Origin of the sequence: Pseudomonas sp. QD4 (assembly GCF_049199125.1) — a bacterium.
Classification (GTDB): Bacteria; Pseudomonadota; Gammaproteobacteria; order Pseudomonadales; family Pseudomonadaceae; genus Aquipseudomonas.
Map to the genome: position 1 here is coordinate 228,911 of NZ_JBLZOM010000004.1, position 15,005 is coordinate 243,915.

Consider the following 15,005-nt stretch of genomic DNA (forward strand, 5'->3'; position numbering starts at 1 on the left):
GTAAGGGCAGCGCGGCGACAGGACGCAGGGGCACAACACCGGCGAAGCGCTGTGCCAAGGTGACAATAAACACCGGATTAAACGATTCAGTCCGAACAAATACGCCCTTGGCATCCACTGATTGGCCCTGATCAATTGAACCTGACGCGTCGAGCCCCTAAAGTCATGCTCCCTTACCCGTTCAGAGGTCAGTCATGGCGGCATTGCGCCTGACCACATTGCATACGACTCAGGCCGTGCTCGACGCATTTCGCGGCACCGAGGTGCCCCCTGAGGTGCTGCTCGAAGGCAGCGGTATCCAGTTGTCGGACGTCGAGCTGCCCAATAGCCTGATCAACATCGGCCAGGAACTGCGGGTATTCGCCAACGCCCTGGCGTTTCGCCAGGACCTGGGGCTGGCCCTGGGGCGCTGCCTGCATATTTCGGCCTACGGCATGTTCGGCCTGACCCTGCTGACCAGCGCCAACCTGCGCGAGGGCCTGACCCTGGCGCTGCGCTATCCGCTGCTGCTGGGAACGTTCTTCCGCCTGGGCCTGGAGATCCGCGACGGGCTGGCCTGGCTGACCGCCGATCAGTACAGCGAATCGCCGGAGCTTGAGGTGTTCAACACCGACTTCTGCATGTCCTCGTTCCGGGTCACCTGCCAGGACCTGCTGGGGTGCACTCTGCCTCTGCGCGAGGCGCAGTTCGTGCACCCGCAACCGGATTACCTGGACGCCTACGAACAGGCCTTCAATTGCCCGGTGCACTTCAACGCCGGGCGCAACGCCATCGGTTTCGACCTGGAATGGCTGGACCGACGCCTGCCCCTGGCCGATCTGGTGACCCACGGCGGCATGCTCGAACGCTGCATCGAGCTCAACGAGGAACTCAGCGCTCGCCCCGCATGGATCGACCAGGTGCGGCGCATCCTCAGCGAACAGCTGCATGCCGTGCCGGACTTCGACAGCCTGGCGCGGCAGGTGCATTGCTCCCCCAGCACCCTGCGCCGGCGCCTGCGCGCCCAGGACAGCAGCTACCAGAAGCTGCTCGACGAACTGCGCTACAAGCAGGCCAAGCAATTGCTGGCCCAGCAGAACCTGTCGGTATGCCGCATAGCGGAGGCGCTGGGATTCAAGGAAACCGCCAGCTTCCGTCATGCCTTCCAGCGCTGGAGCGGCGTCGCCCCGGGCCGTTTCAGGCAGTTGGCCGGCCAGTCCGGGCCGTTAAATGACGCTTAAGAACCGTTATTGACCGTTAGCAACATTCTCTCCGATTGCATTCCGACCAAGAATGGACGCGCGGATCTCTCCGCTCATCCAAGACATGGAGTCGTCGAATGAAATCCCTGCACACCCTGTTTGCCAGCGCGGCACTGGGCCTTGCACTGACCGCCTCGCAGAGCGCCAGCGCCGCCCCCGAGCGCACCGTGAATATTTTCAACTGGTCGGAATACATCGCGCCCAACACCATCAAGGATTTCGAAGCCAGCACCGGGATCAAGGTCAAGTACGACATTTTCGAAAGCAACGAAGTGTTGGAAGCCAAGTTGCTGACCGGCAACAGCGGTTATGACGTGGTGGTGCCGTCCAGCAGTTTTGTCAGCAAACAGATCACCGCCGGCGCCTTCCAGCCCCTGGACCGCAGCCTGCTGCCGAACTGGAAGCACCTGGACCCGACCGTGATGAAGCTGCTGGAGCAGAGCGACCCCGGCAACCGCTACGTGATCCCCTACATGTGGGGCACCAACCTGATCGGCTACAACCGCGACAAGGTCACCCAATTGCTCGGCGAGGATGCGCCGGTCAATAGCTGGGACCTGGTGTTCAAAGAAGAAAACCTGAAGAAACTCAGCCAGTGCGGTGTGACCTTCATGGACTCGCCGACCGAAATGCTGCCCCTGGCCCTGCACTACCTCGGTCTGGACCCGAACAGCCAGAACCCCGAAGACTACCGCAAGGCCGAAGCCCTGCTGCTCAAGCTGCGGCCTTATATCCGCTACTTCCACAGCGCCAAGTGGATGGGCGACATCGCCAACGGCAACATCTGCGTCGCGGTCGGCTACTCCGGCGGTTTCCTGCAGGCGGCCAACCGCGCCAACGAAGCCAAGAACGGCGTGCACATCGAGATGCGCATTCCTAAGGAAGGCACCCTGATCTGGTTCGACACCGTGGCCATCCCTGCCGGCGCCAAGCATGTCGACACCGCCCATGCGTTCCTCAACTACCTGCTGGAACCCCAGGTCACTGCTTCCATCAGCAACTTCGTCGGCTACCCGAACGGCAACAAGGACTCCTTGCCTTGGGTCGATCAGTCGCTGCGCGACAACCCTGACCTGTACCCATCCAGCGAAGCCATGACCCTGCTGTTCCCGCTCAAGCCGTTGCCGGCCAAGGTCGAGCGTGTGCGCACGCGCACCTGGGTCAAGGTCACCAGCGGACGCTGAAGTGCCCATCCGCCTCGTACCCACGGGTACCGGGCGGCTCTATAACTATTGCGGTGCCCCGCGCCTGGCGTGCGGGCTCCCATGATTGAAGTCGTGCCCATGCCATTGCCTGTGTTGCCCCAACCTGCCCTGCACCTGTTGTCGATCGAGGCCCTGCTCGATGGCTTTGCCACGCTGCGCTTCACCCCTGTCGACCTGTTGCAGGCCCTGTTGGCGCGCATGGACCGTCTCGATCCCCTGCTCAATGCGGTCTGCGAGCGCCAGGACCAGAACGCGATGCGGGCAGCCCAGGCCTCGACCGCGCGCTGGGCGGCGGGCACCCCACAGGGCCGGCTCGATGGCATTGCCCTGCTGATCAAGGACAACACCGACATTGCCGGCTGGTATACGCGTAACGGATCCCGGGCCCTGGCTGATGCGGCACCCGCGACCCGCGACGCCAGCCTGGTGGAAAAGCTGCGCAGGGCCGGGGCGATTTTCATCGGCAAGACCACCTTGCCCGAGCTGGGCAGTACGCCCCTGACCGACAGCCCGCTGACCGGCATCACCCGTAACCCATGGAACCTTGAACTGCATGCCGGTGGCAGCAGTGGCGGCAGTACCGCCGGGGTCGCGGCGGGCTTCGCTCCGGCGGCGACCGGTAACGATGCGGCCGGCTCGATCCGCACGCCAGCGAGTTTCTGCGGGGTGGTCGGGTTCAAGCCCAGCCATGGACTGATTTCCGGCTATCCGAGTATCGACCCGGGGGGCATGGCGGCCGAAGGCCCGATCGCCCGCCATGTGCGCGATATCGCCTTGCTGCTGGAGTTGATGAGCGAACACGAACCGCGGGAGCCCTTCGCCTGGCCCCATGCCACTCCGGTTTTTTTACCGAACATCGAAGACGGCGTAAGCGGCCTGCGTATCGCCTTCAGCCTCGACCTGGGCTACGCGGCCCATGTCGACCCGCACATTGCCCGCGCCTGCCAGGCAGCCGCGACGCTGCTGGAGCAGGCTGGAGCGACCCTGGTCCAGGCGTCGCCGGATATCGGCAACCCGGCGCCGCGTTATCTGGACGCCTGGCCGGTCGAGGTTGCCCGGGCCATGGCCAGCGAGCTGCCCATCGAGCACCAGCACCTGGCCGGTGACTTTCTCCTGGACTGCCAGGCCCGAGCGCGCCGCACCGATGCCCTGACCTACGCCTGCGCGGTGGAAGAGCGCAATTCGGTCGCCAAGGGCTTGCACGACTTTCTCAGCGATTACGACCTGTTGCTGACACCGACCACCATGGTCGAGCCGTTCGCCATCGAGCACAGCATGCCGCCGGACTGGCCGGCCGAGGTCTCGATGATGTGGCAGCCGACCACGTTCCCGTTCAATTTCAGCCGGCAACCGGCCCTGAGCATTCCGTGCGGGTTGACGCCCGACGGCCTGCCCATCGGCTTGCAGATCATTGCCCGCTTCGGTCGCGACGACCTGGTGCTGCGCGCCGCCCGCGAGCTGGAGAAACGCACGTCATTGACCGTATTTGATACACCTGCAGGGCTGCCCGCAGCCACGCAGTGATCCAGGGGAGCAGCGGAAATCGGCCAGAGGTTGGTCGTGGTTCCGGGGCTCAAGCAGAGCGATTTTCGCGATAGCGAAACAGCAGAATGCGAGGAATAAGACAATGGAACATGGAATTTCCGGTTGCTGGTACCAACACACCCATTTTGAACATGACATCTACGTCATGATCCTGAAGGAGCCCGGCTCGCCGGACTTCGGGTGCGCCGACAGCAGCGAGACCTTCAGCTACATCGGACGGATTTCCGGGCAAGGCCAGCACACCTGCTTCTCGGTGCACTTTGCCTGCCCACCCTATGGGCACGACTACTCGACGAGCCAGGCCGCCCTGGACGCCGGGCTGGCCCATGGCCGAGCGGTGATCGATGTCTGGAGAAGCCCCCGCAGCACGCCGATGGAGCGCCCTCGCAAAAGCACTCCGCGCCGCTACAGCAGCCAGATCGACCAACGCTGTGAATAAACCCTGGCGGGCCTGGCCCCGGGCGAGCGAAACGCCCGCCTGTGGCCAAGGGCCCGGCCGGTGTTTCACCCGGCCCGCAGCCCCAGCAGCAAATGCACCACGCCACCGGCCAGGGGCATGATCCCCGGCACCCCGGCCGCCACCAGCGCCACGGGGTCCAGTTGGCTCGGGTCGCGCAGTTCCACGCGCACCCGGGTCAGGGCCAAGGGTTGTTGCGACTTGAGGTTGTCACTGCCGCCCAGGGCCGCCAGCACCGCCGGATTCAACCCGCTATCGCCCTGGGCTGGAAGCGCAACGCCCGCCGTCTCCGGAATCAGATCCGGCGTCAGGGCCTTCCAGAACGCTCGCTGCAATTTCTCGAACATATTCAGTTCTCCACAACCAATGAGGTAACCGCCGCGAGCGCCTGATGCCGATGCAAGGCCTCACGCACCTGCTCGGCGCTTTCCAGGTTCAGCACCTGCTCGGCAAGGGCCTGGCAATCCTGCAGCAGCGCCTCGCGAACCGTCGCCTTGATCGCCGGAATCAACGGCACGCTGACCGACAGCTCATCCACCCCCAGCCCCAGCAGCAGCGGCACCGCCAGGGTTTCCGACGCCAGGGCACCGCACACCCCAACCCATTTGCCGTGGGCATGGGCGGCCTGCACGGTGCTGGCGATCAGGCGCAATACCGCCGGGTGAAAGCTGTCGGCCTGGCTCGCCAGGCGTGGGTGGTCGCGATCCATGGCCAGGGTGTACTGGGTCAGGTCGTTGGTGCCGATGGAGAAGAAATCCACCTCGGGGGCAAACCGATCCGCGAGCAACGCCGCGGCCGGCACTTCGATCATGATTCCCAGCTTGGGCAGCGCCTGCAGCCCCAGCGCCCGGGCCTCTTCTTCAAGCATGTGCCGCGCCAGGCGCAGCTCCGACAGCTGGGTCACCATCGGCAGCATGATGTGCAGCCGCGCCAGGCCGGCACTGGCGAGTATTGCGCGCAATTGCTCGCGCAGCAGTTGCGGACGCTCCAGGCACAGGCGGATCCCGCGCATGCCGAGAAACGGGTTGGCTTCGCTGTCCATCGGCACGTAAGCCAGGGGTTTGTCGCCACCGACATCCAGGGTCCGCACCACCAGGTTGCGTTGCGGCCCCAGTGCATTGGCGATGGCGCTGTAGGTGGCTGCCTGCTCCTCATGACTGGGAGCGACGCTGCGCTGCTGGTACAGAAACTCCGAACGCAGCAGACCCACGCCTTCCCCACCCAGGCTGACGGCCTGCTCGGTTTCGGCCAGCGAGGCGACGTTGGCCGTCACCTCGATGTGGTGCCCGTCGCGAGTCACCGCGGCCAGGGTTGCCTGCTGCACATCCTGCTGATGGCGCTGCTGTTGCTGCTGACGTCGCGCCTGCAAGCGCTCGATCGCCGCCAGCTCGGGGTCCAGGTGCAGCTCACCCTGGTCGGCATCCAGCAACACCCGCGTACCGGCGGGCACGGCCAATACCTGTTCCGGCAGGCCACAGATTGCCGGCAAGCCCAGGGCCCGAGCGAGGATCGCCACATGGCTGGTGGCGCCGCCGCCCACGGTGGCAAACCCCAGCACTTTGCGGGTATCGAGCCCGGCGGTCTGGGAAGGCGTCAGTTGTTCGGCAATCAGGATCGCCTGCTCCGGCAGGACCCAGTCGCGGTCCTCCACCCCGAGAATCAGCTTCAGTACCCGCTGCCCGACATCGGCCAGGTCCAGCGCACGCTCGGCCAGCAGGCTGCTACCCAAACGAGTGAACAGCTCGGCGGTGGCGCGGGTCGCGCTGTTCCAGGCAAAGGCCGCGCTCTTGCCGGTCTCGATCAGCGCCTGGGCCTGTTCCAACAGGCTGGGGTCTTCCAATAGTTCTTGATGGGCCTTGAAGATTTCCGCCTGGACCTGGCCGCTGGCGTTTTCCCCCAGGCTCTGCAGGGCCTGGGTCGCCTCGCCCAGGGCACGCTGCAACGTTGCCTGCTCGCGGCGCGGGTCAGTGGCCGTCTCGATAATGTCGAGGTGCTGTTCAGCCACCTGCACCACCTGGCCAAACGCAGAACCTGCGGACGCACACACCCCACGCAGCAAGGTCTGCGACAGCGGCGCGAGCGGTGTGCTGGCCGGGGCAGCGAACACCGTGCTGACCGCCTCGCCGCAGCCGGCCAGCAGCAGTTCGGACAGCACCGCGATCGCCGCTTCGGCATCCGCCCCCACTGCGCTGACCTGCACCTTGTCGTCGTAGGCGGTCTGCAAGGCCATGATCGCCACCAGGGATTTGCCGTTGGCGCTGCTCTGCTGTTTATGCAAATAAATGCTCGCGCCAAAGGCCTTGGCCGCCTGGGCGAACACCGCCGCCGGCCGCGCGTGCAAGCCGTTGGGGTTGGGCAGGCTGACGGGCCTGGAAAACACCGCAGTGCCCGACTCAGTCTGCTCTGCCACATCTGCGCCTTGCTCGCCGGCATCAAGGCGCAACAACGGCTGGCCAGCCTCCACGGCAATCAGGCCCGGGGTCAGCAGGCTGAACGGCTCACCGCTTACCACCAGCATCAGGGTCAACAGGCTACGGGCGTTGAGGGCGAGGTAATCGGCATCGAACTCGATCAGCGGCTGGCCGGCCTCGACCCGCTGGCCTTCCTCCACCCGCCGGGTAAAGCCCTGGCCGGCCAGGTTCACCGTGTCCAGGCCAATGTGCATCAGCACCTGGACCCCGTGCTCGCTGGTAATGCTCAGCGCATGGCCGCTGTGCTGCAGGTTGCTGATAACCCCGGCCAGCGGCGCGCAGAGGGTCTGCGAGGTCGGATCGATGCACACCCCGTCACCGATCACACGGCTGGAAAAGACCGGGTCCGGCACCTGGTCCAGGGGCATCAGCACCCCGGACAGCGGTGCCAGCAGTTGCAATTGTTGGGTTGTGGCCATGACTTCACCTGCTGTTTGTTCGTATGGATGCCGATGGAGCGCGAGCCCCGCAGGCCTCGCTTATTTCCACCAATACTCGACCTGCAGACCGACGTTCGCCCCATGCCGCGCGGTGCCAAAGGCCCCGGTGTCGGAGAGGGCCGAGCCCGCCGCCAATTCATTGGCCGCGCGCTTGGCCGCCTCGTTCCAACTGGCATAGGTGTAGTAAAGGCGCACTTCCGGGCGCGCCCAGAAATCCGGGCCCTTGGGCGACCAGGTCGGGGCGAAGGTGAACTTGCTCAGCTTACGCGTCCCGCCGGGGGCCTCCACCTGATCGTGGCCCAGTTCGGTGACCAGTTTGAATTGCTCGGTAATGGCGTACGCCGGGCGGACTCCCAGGGAAATCCAGTTCTGGTCATTGCCGTCAGGGCGAATGTCTTTCTGGTAGACCGCTTCGACCTGGCCGCCAAAACGCGGGGTCACCTGCCAGTCGAAAAACTCCACCAGCCGGTAGCTCTTGTTGTTGTCGTCCAGGTGCACGTCGCCGGTGTAGCCGAGCCCGGTGCCCGGGCCTTCGCCGTACTGCAGGGCCAGCTTGTTCTTGCCGCCGAGAAAGTTCTTCTGCACGTGCTGGGCCGTGATCGCCCAGCCGCGGTGGGCATCGCGACGGTCGGGCTTGTCGATGTAGCTCAGGCCGAACTCGAGCTCGCCGCCGGGGTTGGTATCAAACCCGGAAACGTTGAAGTCGTGCCGATTGATGGCGTCCTTCTGGTACAGGTTGTCCTTGCGCGAAAAGGCGTAGCTGTATTTCAGATCGCCAATCAGCACATCCTCGATACCGCCGCCGGTGGCGCTCTGGTTCCAGTAGTAGAAGTCGGAAATATGGATATCGTTACGTTTGTAGTAACGCCGCCCGGCCCACAGCGAACCGCCGTTGAGGCTGGGCATGTTCGACCACTGGGCGTACATCTGCGGCATGCGCGCCGCACCGTTTTCGCCCTGGAAGGTCAGGTTGCGATCGTAGCGGTTGTACAGCGAAGCCATGCCATCGACGCTGAGCACCGAACCGTCGTCGAGGGTGTACAGATCCTGGCGCAGCTCCAGCTCCGCGTACTGCTCGCACTCGTTACCCAACCGGTATTTGGACTGGGCACCGGGCAACTGGAAGCAGGACTGCGAACTGCTGTTGACCGATGTCCCTACGCCGCTGCGCATGTACCCGGCAAACTCCAGGGCCTGGGCCGAGAACGGCAAGGCCAGGCACACGCAGGACGCAGCAAGGCCGCGATTTATTGTTGTTTTCATAAGCCACCCCATTATTTTTATTGTGTTTGGTTTGCCCCGGCAGGCGCTCGCTGGCAACAGCAAGCCCACGGCGTGCCAGGCACACCGGGTTCACTGGCCGGGGGATGTTGCTAGCGATCGATCAGGTGCAGGACGAACGATTCATAAGGTCGCAACGACAACTGCCGCGTGCGTGGCGGGCAATCGTCGTAGTTGCTGATCAGCAGCCGTTGCTGCGCCGCGTCGCCGATGGCCTGTTCCGGCAACTCGACATCGCAGTGGGTGCCGTAGAAGTTGTTCACCACCAGCAACCGCTCGCCCTCCCCCTCACGCAGGTAGGCCCAGACCCGAGGGTGCTCGGGTAGCAACTGGCAGTATTGGCCGTGCTGAATCAACGGTTCGCTGCGACGCAAGGCAATCAGCCCACGGTAGTGACGCAACACCGAGGCCGGGTCTTCGAGTTGGCCCTCGACGTTGATCTGCGCAGCATTGGCCGGAACGCCGATCCAGGGCTCGGCGCTGGTGAATCCGGCATTGGCCTGGCTGTTCCACTGCATCGGTGTGCGCCCGTTATCCCTCGACTTCTGCATGATCGCCGCCATGCTCGATGCCTCGGACTCACCGGCTTCGCGCTTGAGGCGATAGATATTGAGGGTCTCGACGTCTCGGTACTGGTCGATGCTGTCAAAGCCCGGATTGGTCATGCCCAGCTCTTCACCCTGGTACACGAACGGCGTGCCCTGGAGAAAGTGCAGCGCGGTGGCGAGCATTTTCGCCGACACCACGCGATGCTCGCCGTCATCGCCAAACCGCGAGACCACCCGTGGCTGGTCGTGGTTGCACCAGAACAACGCGTTCCAGCCGCCGCCGGCCTGCATCCCGGTTTGCCAGTCAGAAAGGATGCGCTTGAGTTCAAGGAAGTCGAAATCGGCACGCACCCACTTCTGCAAATTCGGGTAGTCCACCTTCAAGTGGTGGAAGTTGAAGGTCATCGACAATTCCTGCGAATCCGGACGCGAGTAGCGGATGCAGTGGTCAAGGCTGGTGGAAGACATCTCACCGACGTTGATCAAGCGATGCCCGGCAAAGACTTCGCGGTGCATCTCTTGCAGATAGCTGTGCACGTTTGGGCCGTCGGTGTAAAAGCGCCGACCGTCACTGCTGTCTTCGGGGAAGTTGGCCGGTTTGGAAATCAGGTTGATCACGTCCAGGCGGAACCCACCGACCCCCTTGTCGCGCCAGAAGCGCATCATCTTGAACACTTCGGCCCGCACCCTGGGGTTGTCCCAATTCAGGTCGGCCTGGGTGTGGTCGAACAGGTGCAGGTAGTACTGCCCGGTTTGCGCCTCGTATTCCCAGGCCGAGCCGCCGAACTTGGACTCCCAGTTGTTCGGCTGGTCGCGCCAGATGTAGAAGTCGCGATAAGGGTTGTCCAGGCTGCTGCGGGCCTGCTGGAACCAGGCATGCTCGATGGAGGTGTGGTTGACCACGATGTCCAGCATCAGCTTGATGCCGCGCTTGTCGGCCTCGCTGATCAGCAACTCGCAATCAGCCATGGTGCCGTAGCTCGGGTCGATGGCGTAGTAATCGCTGATGTCATAGCCGTTATCACGCTGCGGCGAGCGCAGGAACGGGGTCAGCCACAGGCAGTCGACACCCAGCCAATGCAGGTAGTCGAGCTTGTCGACCACCCCCAACAGATCACCGGTGGCCTGGCCTGAGTGGCTGTAAAAACTCTTCGGGTAGATCTGGTAGATCACCGAACGCTGCCAGTCTTGCATGGCGGTTTCCTCAAGAAATCGAATTCAATAAAACCTGTGCTGCCGCTTGCGTTCCGTGCCCCGGCACGCGGCGGCCATCAAGCAACGCGATACCCCGGGCGAATGATCTTCAGGCTCAAGGCGCAGGTCAGCGCGAAGGGCACGACCAGGGCGACGACCATGCCGATCACGAACATCGGGATGTACTGCGGGATGATCGAGATGAAACCCGGCAGGCCGCCGACCCCGATCGCCGAGGCCTGGACCTTGTTCAGCGAAAGGAAAATGCTGCCCAGCGCCGAGCCGATCAGCGCGGCATAAAACGGAAACTTGTAGCGCAGGTTGACGCCGAACATCGCCGGTTCAGTGATGCCGAAGTAAGCGGAAATTGCCGAAGTCGACGCCATGCTGCGATCCCGTGCATTGCGGCTCATGGTGAACACCGCGAGCGCCGCGCTGCCCTGGGCCAGGTTGGACATGACGATCATCGGCCAGATAAAGGTGCCGCCCTGGGTGGAGATCAATTGCAGGTCCACCGCCAGGAACATGTGGTGCATGCCGGTAATCACCAGCGGTGCGTAGAGCAGACCGAAAATCGCCCCGCCGACCATTGGCGCCAGGTCGAACAAGGTGACCACGCCTTCGGTGATGAGAATCCCCAGGTGACGGGTCACCGGGCCGATGATCGCCAGCGCCAGCACCCCGGTGACCACGATGGTGGTGATCGGTACCACCAGCAACGTGATGGCATTCGGCACCCGAGCCCGCAGCCATTTCTCGATCACGCTCATGACGTAGGCCGCCAGCAGGATCGGCAGGATCTGCCCCTGGTAGCCCACCTTCTCGATCTGGAACAAACCGAGGATGTCGAAGTACGGCAGGCTCTGGCCGTCCAGCCCGGCCACGGCCTTGCCGTAGTTCCAGGCATTGAGCAGGTCCGGATGCACCAGCATCAGGCCCAGGACGATGCCGAGGATTTCGCTGCCGCCAAAACGCTTGGCCGCCGACCAGCCCACCAGCGCCGGCAGGAACACAAAGGAGGTGTTGGCCATCAGGTTGATCAGGCTCCACACGCCATCGAGCGTCGGGTAAGCCTCCAGCAGGGTCTGGCCCTCGATGAACATGCCCTTGGCGCCGATCAGGTTGTTCACCCCCATCAGCAGGCCCGCGATGATCAGGGCCGGCAGGATCGGCATGAACACATCGGAGAACACCCGCACCAGGCGCTGCATGGGGTTGATCTTGTCGGCGCTCCGTTGCTTCACATCGGCAATGGTGGCCGCGGCCAAACCCGTCAGTTGACGCAAGGCGGCGTAGACCTTTTCCACCTCGCCGGGGCCGATCACCACCTGGAACAGGCCACCGGTGAAAAACGATCCCTTGACCAGGTCGATCTGGTTCAACGTTGCGCTGTCTACCCGGCTCGGGTCCTTGAGGGCCAGGCGCAGGCGAGTGACGCAATGCGCGGCCTGCTCAATATTTTCTGCGCCACCGAGGCTGTGCAGCATCTCGCTGGCGATTTTCGAATAGTTGTGGCTCATGCTTGTTCGTCCGCTCTGGTTTTTTGTTATTGGCAGCACGCCGAAGCGAAAAGTACTCGTCTGTACGAGTTAAAGCAACAACTCGTACAGACGAGTTTGATTTTGTCTATTCTGAAACCGTCCCGCCCTGTTCCGCGCAGCTATCGGGTCGAGGGCCGATACCAGGCGTTCCAGGCGGTTTTCAGCACGCGTGGGCCCTGAGACAAGCCTGCCGCTGCTGGCGCGCCGCAGCCTGCGCCAGAGGCTCCTGGAAGCGCCTGCATGCAAGCAGCTGCACGGCCCGGCGGATGGACAAACCGGGAGCCTGCCCTTAAGGTTCCTGCCTTGAGCACAGCCCGGCATAGAGCCATCCCATGAGCAAATACAACCAGATCTACACCGATCTGCTTGCCAGTATCACCACCGAACGCCTGCAACGCGGCGCCCGCCTGCCTTCCGAAACCGAGTTGATGGACAGCTACCAGGCCAGTCGCGGCACCGTCCGCAAAGCCATCGAACAGCTCCAGGAACGCGGCTTCGCGCAAAAGATCCACGGTAAAGGCACCTTCGTGCTCTCGCCCAACCCGATCGAGTTCCAGCTGGGCGGCATCGTCAGCTTTCAGGAAACCTACCCGCGCCTGGGCAACGATGTCAGCACCGAAGTCGTGGAGTTCAGCCAGTTCCCTCTCGAAGGCGCGCTGGCCGAACACCTGCAAGCCGAGCCAGGCAGCCTGATCACTCGGATCAAACGGGTACGGCGCATCGACGGGAAACGGGTCATTCTCGACATCAACCACTTTGTCGCCGAACTGATTCCCGGGCTCGACCGGCAGATTGCCGAGCACTCGATCTACGCCTATATCGAGCAGACCCTGCAATTGCAGATCAGCTACGCCCAACGCACCATCGAGGCCACTCCCCGCAGCAAGGACGACCAGCAGCACCTCGACCTCGATGGCCAGAGCCATGTGATCGTGGTCAGCAACCAGACCTTCCTGCAGGATGGCCGCCAGTTCGAGTACACCGAATCACGGCATACCCTGGACAAGTTCTACTTCTCGGATGTCGCCCGCCGTTAGCCGATCAAGACCAGCAACTCGGTCTTCAGCGGCCCGATGCGCTGAGACTCCTTGTGGGTATTCACGTGTTGCGCCACCCGCGCCACTTCGATCATCGGCTGCTTGAGCACGTAGCCGCCCTTGGCTTGCAGCCAGCTCAAGACCTCCGCCAGATGCCAGAACGAAGCGCTGCCCTCATGCACCGCCAGCGGAAAGGTGGCGGCATGGGTGAGCATCAACTTGCGCATGTTCTGCCGGGAAACCCCGACCAGGTCGGCGATATCGCTCAAGCCGACATAATCCGGGCTCGCCTCCACCAGCCGCGCGCCGGGGATCAGGCGCTTGATATCACCCAACGCGCTGAACAACGCCGCTTGCGCACTCTCGGCCTCGCGGCAGAACTCCAGGGCCAGGCGCCCTGCAAGCCCGCTGCCCATCAGCACATCATCACAACCTGCAGCCCCCAGGCGCTCGATCAAGGCATCGACCTCGCAATCGTCGGCGGGCAACAGGTAAGTCAGGGTGAACAGGTATTCCATAATCATGACTCCCGGCCATGGGATACGGGCTTGGCGCCACGCATCTGGTTGAGGGTGCAGTTGTCGACCACCCGGCATAACGCCCGGGCGTGATTACCCGGGTTCTTCGGCGTGCACCAGATGCTGCTGATGCAAAACGCGCCGCAACGACAGAGCTCGCTGTTGTAGGGGCAATAAAGCTTGCCCCAGGCATGGCTGCCCCCCACCTCCACACGCCAGCCCTGCCACTCGGCGTAACGCAACGCCATCTCGATGTCTTTCTTGGGATGAATTGCACGAGCCATCCGTGGCCTCCAGTATCGCCAGCAATGAATGGTTGTCAACTGACAACCACAAAAAGATCAAACCTACCCGCTCGACGGACAATCCGCCGCCAGGCGCAAACAGCAGGGGTGAGGCTCAAAGGGTACACAGCAGCCCAGAGGCAGGCGGGGGCAATGTCTTTCCTGGTATTGCACGAACCCTGGAAAACCGCGTATTTCCAATACCTGGAAACACAAATGGCGATCCACCCCAGGTGAGATCGCCATGTGTACGTCAACTGAACGCGATCAGTCGACGAATCGGCTCAGGCGCTCCGCCCCGTCTTCGGTGACCCGAATCATGGCGCTCAACACCACACCATCGCCTCGGTCCTGAGCGAGCACGCTCCAGCCATCGGCCCTGATCCGGATAGCGCGGCTCCCGGCCTTGGCCAGCACCTGGACGTTCAATACCTGCCCGGCCACCATCGGTGCACTATTCCCGGCCGCGCGATAACCCAGGACCTGAGGCTCCTGGATCCGCTGCCGGCCCATGCCGTAGCCGCAGTACTCAGCCACCGCACTGAAGCCCTGGGCATCCAGCACATCCTGGATGGCGGCGCCGATATCACCCACCGGCGCCCCTGCTCGCACCTGCCTCAGCCCCTGCTCCAGCGCCTGCTTGGCACAGGCCAGCAAGCGCAGTTGCTCAGCGCTGGCGTCAGGCGTGGCAAAGGTCCAGGACTGCGCGCCATACCCCTTGCGCGATGAAACCATGACCTCGACCTTGACCAGCGCACTGGCCGGCAACAGTTTTTCCGAAGGGGGGACGCTGATCAGTTCAGCGTTGACCGACACCGGAACTGCCGCCGGGTAACCCTTGTAGCCCACCAGCGCAGGCAACAGGTCGCGGCTGTCCAGTTGCTGCAGCACATGCTCCTGGATCTCCAGGCGCGATACGCCCTCGCCAATCAGCGGCTTGAGCGACCGCAGAATCTCCGTCACCTCGGCCGCGAGCCGCCGCTCCTCGGCCACAATCTGCTCCTCCGGCAAGGCGCCGATCAGCTCAAAGGCCTGCCGATTATCAGCTGCAAAACGATCAAAGCGTGTCAGGGGTGGCGCCACCACTGCGCCGGGCGACTCCGGAGCTGTCCCCGCCAGGCCCAGGGTGTGCAGTACCTTGCTGAACAGACTCATCGCAACATCCCTATCCGCAGGCTGCCTCGGTGGACAGCCCGTATGGTTAAAAAAAAGGCCCCTGATCTTGCGATCAGGAGCCTTCCTT

13 protein-coding genes are annotated in these 15,005 nt (G+C 63.3%); 5 read left to right on the forward strand and 8 right to left on the reverse strand.

Annotated elements, in window-relative coordinates; translation table 11 throughout:
• Positions 1-194: 194 nt before the first annotated feature.
• The 4 genes from ACOZJV_RS24030 (at position 195) to ACOZJV_RS24045 (ending at position 4,430) form a co-directional block, all read left to right on the forward strand.
• Positions 195-1,220, forward strand: coding sequence for an AraC family transcriptional regulator (locus ACOZJV_RS24030; RefSeq protein WP_421548670.1), 1,026 nt, complete (start codon positions 195-197; stop codon positions 1,218-1,220).
• A 98-nt stretch (positions 1,221-1,318) separates the two neighbouring features.
• The gene (locus tag ACOZJV_RS24035) at positions 1,319-2,425 is read left to right on the forward strand and encodes a polyamine ABC transporter substrate-binding protein (RefSeq protein WP_421548671.1); all 1,107 of its coding nucleotides are present in this window, start codon (positions 1,319-1,321) and stop codon (positions 2,423-2,425) included.
• 99 nt (positions 2,426-2,524) lie between these two features.
• The gene (locus ACOZJV_RS24040; RefSeq protein WP_421548672.1) at positions 2,525-3,970 is read left to right on the forward strand and encodes an amidase; all 1,446 of its coding nucleotides are present in this window, start codon (positions 2,525-2,527) and stop codon (positions 3,968-3,970) included.
• A 103-nt stretch (positions 3,971-4,073) separates the two neighbouring features.
• Positions 4,074-4,430: a hypothetical protein gene (locus tag ACOZJV_RS24045; RefSeq protein WP_078471990.1), complete on the forward strand. Its 357-nt coding sequence runs from the start codon at positions 4,074-4,076 to the stop codon at positions 4,428-4,430.
• A gap of 65 nt (positions 4,431-4,495) precedes the next feature.
• Here the strand turns inward: ACOZJV_RS24045 and ACOZJV_RS24050 are convergent, their stop codons facing one another.
• From ACOZJV_RS24050 to treP, 5 genes are all read right to left on the reverse strand, one after another.
• A complete protein-coding gene (locus tag ACOZJV_RS24050) occupies positions 4,496-4,795 on the reverse strand; it encodes a PTS transporter subunit EIIB (RefSeq protein ID WP_078471991.1) in 300 nt (99 codons plus the stop codon).
• A gap of 2 nt (positions 4,796-4,797) precedes the next feature.
• Positions 4,798-7,338: a phosphoenolpyruvate--protein phosphotransferase gene (gene ptsP, locus ACOZJV_RS24055; protein WP_421548673.1), complete on the reverse strand. Its 2,541-nt coding sequence runs from the start codon at positions 7,336-7,338 to the stop codon at positions 4,798-4,800.
• A 60-nt stretch (positions 7,339-7,398) separates the two neighbouring features.
• On the reverse strand, positions 7,399-8,622 hold the full coding sequence (locus tag ACOZJV_RS24060) for a maltoporin (RefSeq protein ID WP_078471993.1): 1,224 nt from the start codon (positions 8,620-8,622) through the stop codon (positions 7,399-7,401).
• 110 nt (positions 8,623-8,732) lie between these two features.
• The gene (gene treC, locus ACOZJV_RS24065; RefSeq protein WP_421548674.1) at positions 8,733-10,382 is read right to left on the reverse strand and encodes an alpha,alpha-phosphotrehalase; all 1,650 of its coding nucleotides are present in this window, start codon (positions 10,380-10,382) and stop codon (positions 8,733-8,735) included.
• Between the two features lie 77 nt (positions 10,383-10,459).
• Positions 10,460-11,902 (reverse strand): PTS system trehalose-specific EIIBC component, encoded by a 1,443-nt coding sequence (gene treP, locus ACOZJV_RS24070; RefSeq protein WP_078471995.1) that lies wholly within the window; start codon positions 11,900-11,902, stop codon positions 10,460-10,462.
• Between the two features lie 353 nt (positions 11,903-12,255).
• On the opposite strand from treP, the gene treR reads away from it, so the two are divergent.
• The gene (gene treR, locus ACOZJV_RS24075; protein ID WP_020298497.1) at positions 12,256-12,960 is read left to right on the forward strand and encodes a trehalose operon repressor; all 705 of its coding nucleotides are present in this window, start codon (positions 12,256-12,258) and stop codon (positions 12,958-12,960) included.
• On the opposite strand, the gene ACOZJV_RS24080 is transcribed toward treR, so the two are convergent.
• The 3 genes from ACOZJV_RS24080 to ACOZJV_RS24090 form a co-directional block, all read right to left on the reverse strand.
• Complete coding sequence (locus ACOZJV_RS24080; protein WP_421548675.1) at positions 12,957-13,478, reverse strand: helix-turn-helix transcriptional regulator; 522 nt, start codon at positions 13,476-13,478, stop codon at positions 12,957-12,959. The genes treR and ACOZJV_RS24080 overlap by 4 nt on opposite strands.
• Before the next feature lie 2 nt (positions 13,479-13,480).
• Positions 13,481-13,762, reverse strand: coding sequence for a hypothetical protein (locus ACOZJV_RS24085; protein WP_421548676.1), 282 nt, complete (start codon positions 13,760-13,762; stop codon positions 13,481-13,483).
• Positions 13,763-14,029: 267 nt separating this feature from the next.
• Positions 14,030-14,917, reverse strand: coding sequence for a M24 family metallopeptidase (locus tag ACOZJV_RS24090; protein WP_421548677.1), 888 nt, complete (start codon positions 14,915-14,917; stop codon positions 14,030-14,032).
• Between the last annotated feature and the right edge of the window lie 88 nt (positions 14,918-15,005).

Coding starts and splice junctions, on each gene's coding strand:
- treR (WP_020298497.1), top strand. CDS start 12,256: ATGAGCAAATACAACCAGATCTACACCGATCTGCTTGCCAGTATCACC.
- ACOZJV_RS24090 (WP_421548677.1), bottom strand. CDS start 14,917: ATGAGTCTGTTCAGCAAGGTACTGCACACCCTGGGCCTGGCGGGGACA.
- ACOZJV_RS24050 (WP_078471991.1), bottom strand. CDS start 4,795: ATGTTCGAGAAATTGCAGCGAGCGTTCTGGAAGGCCCTGACGCCGGAT.
- ACOZJV_RS24040 (WP_421548672.1), top strand. CDS start 2,525: ATGCCATTGCCTGTGTTGCCCCAACCTGCCCTGCACCTGTTGTCGATC.
- ACOZJV_RS24045 (WP_078471990.1), top strand. CDS start 4,074: ATGGAACATGGAATTTCCGGTTGCTGGTACCAACACACCCATTTTGAA.
- ACOZJV_RS24035 (WP_421548671.1), top strand. CDS start 1,319: ATGAAATCCCTGCACACCCTGTTTGCCAGCGCGGCACTGGGCCTTGCA.
- ptsP (WP_421548673.1), bottom strand. CDS start 7,338: ATGGCCACAACCCAACAATTGCAACTGCTGGCACCGCTGTCCGGGGTG.
- ACOZJV_RS24080 (WP_421548675.1), bottom strand. CDS start 13,478: ATGGAATACCTGTTCACCCTGACTTACCTGTTGCCCGCCGACGATTGC.
- treC (WP_421548674.1), bottom strand. CDS start 10,382: ATGCAAGACTGGCAGCGTTCGGTGATCTACCAGATCTACCCGAAGAGT.
- ACOZJV_RS24060 (WP_078471993.1), bottom strand. CDS start 8,622: ATGAAAACAACAATAAATCGCGGCCTTGCTGCGTCCTGCGTGTGCCTG.
- ACOZJV_RS24030 (WP_421548670.1), top strand. CDS start 195: ATGGCGGCATTGCGCCTGACCACATTGCATACGACTCAGGCCGTGCTC.
- treP (WP_078471995.1), bottom strand. CDS start 11,902: ATGAGCCACAACTATTCGAAAATCGCCAGCGAGATGCTGCACAGCCTC.
- ACOZJV_RS24085 (WP_421548676.1), bottom strand. CDS start 13,762: ATGGCTCGTGCAATTCATCCCAAGAAAGACATCGAGATGGCGTTGCGT.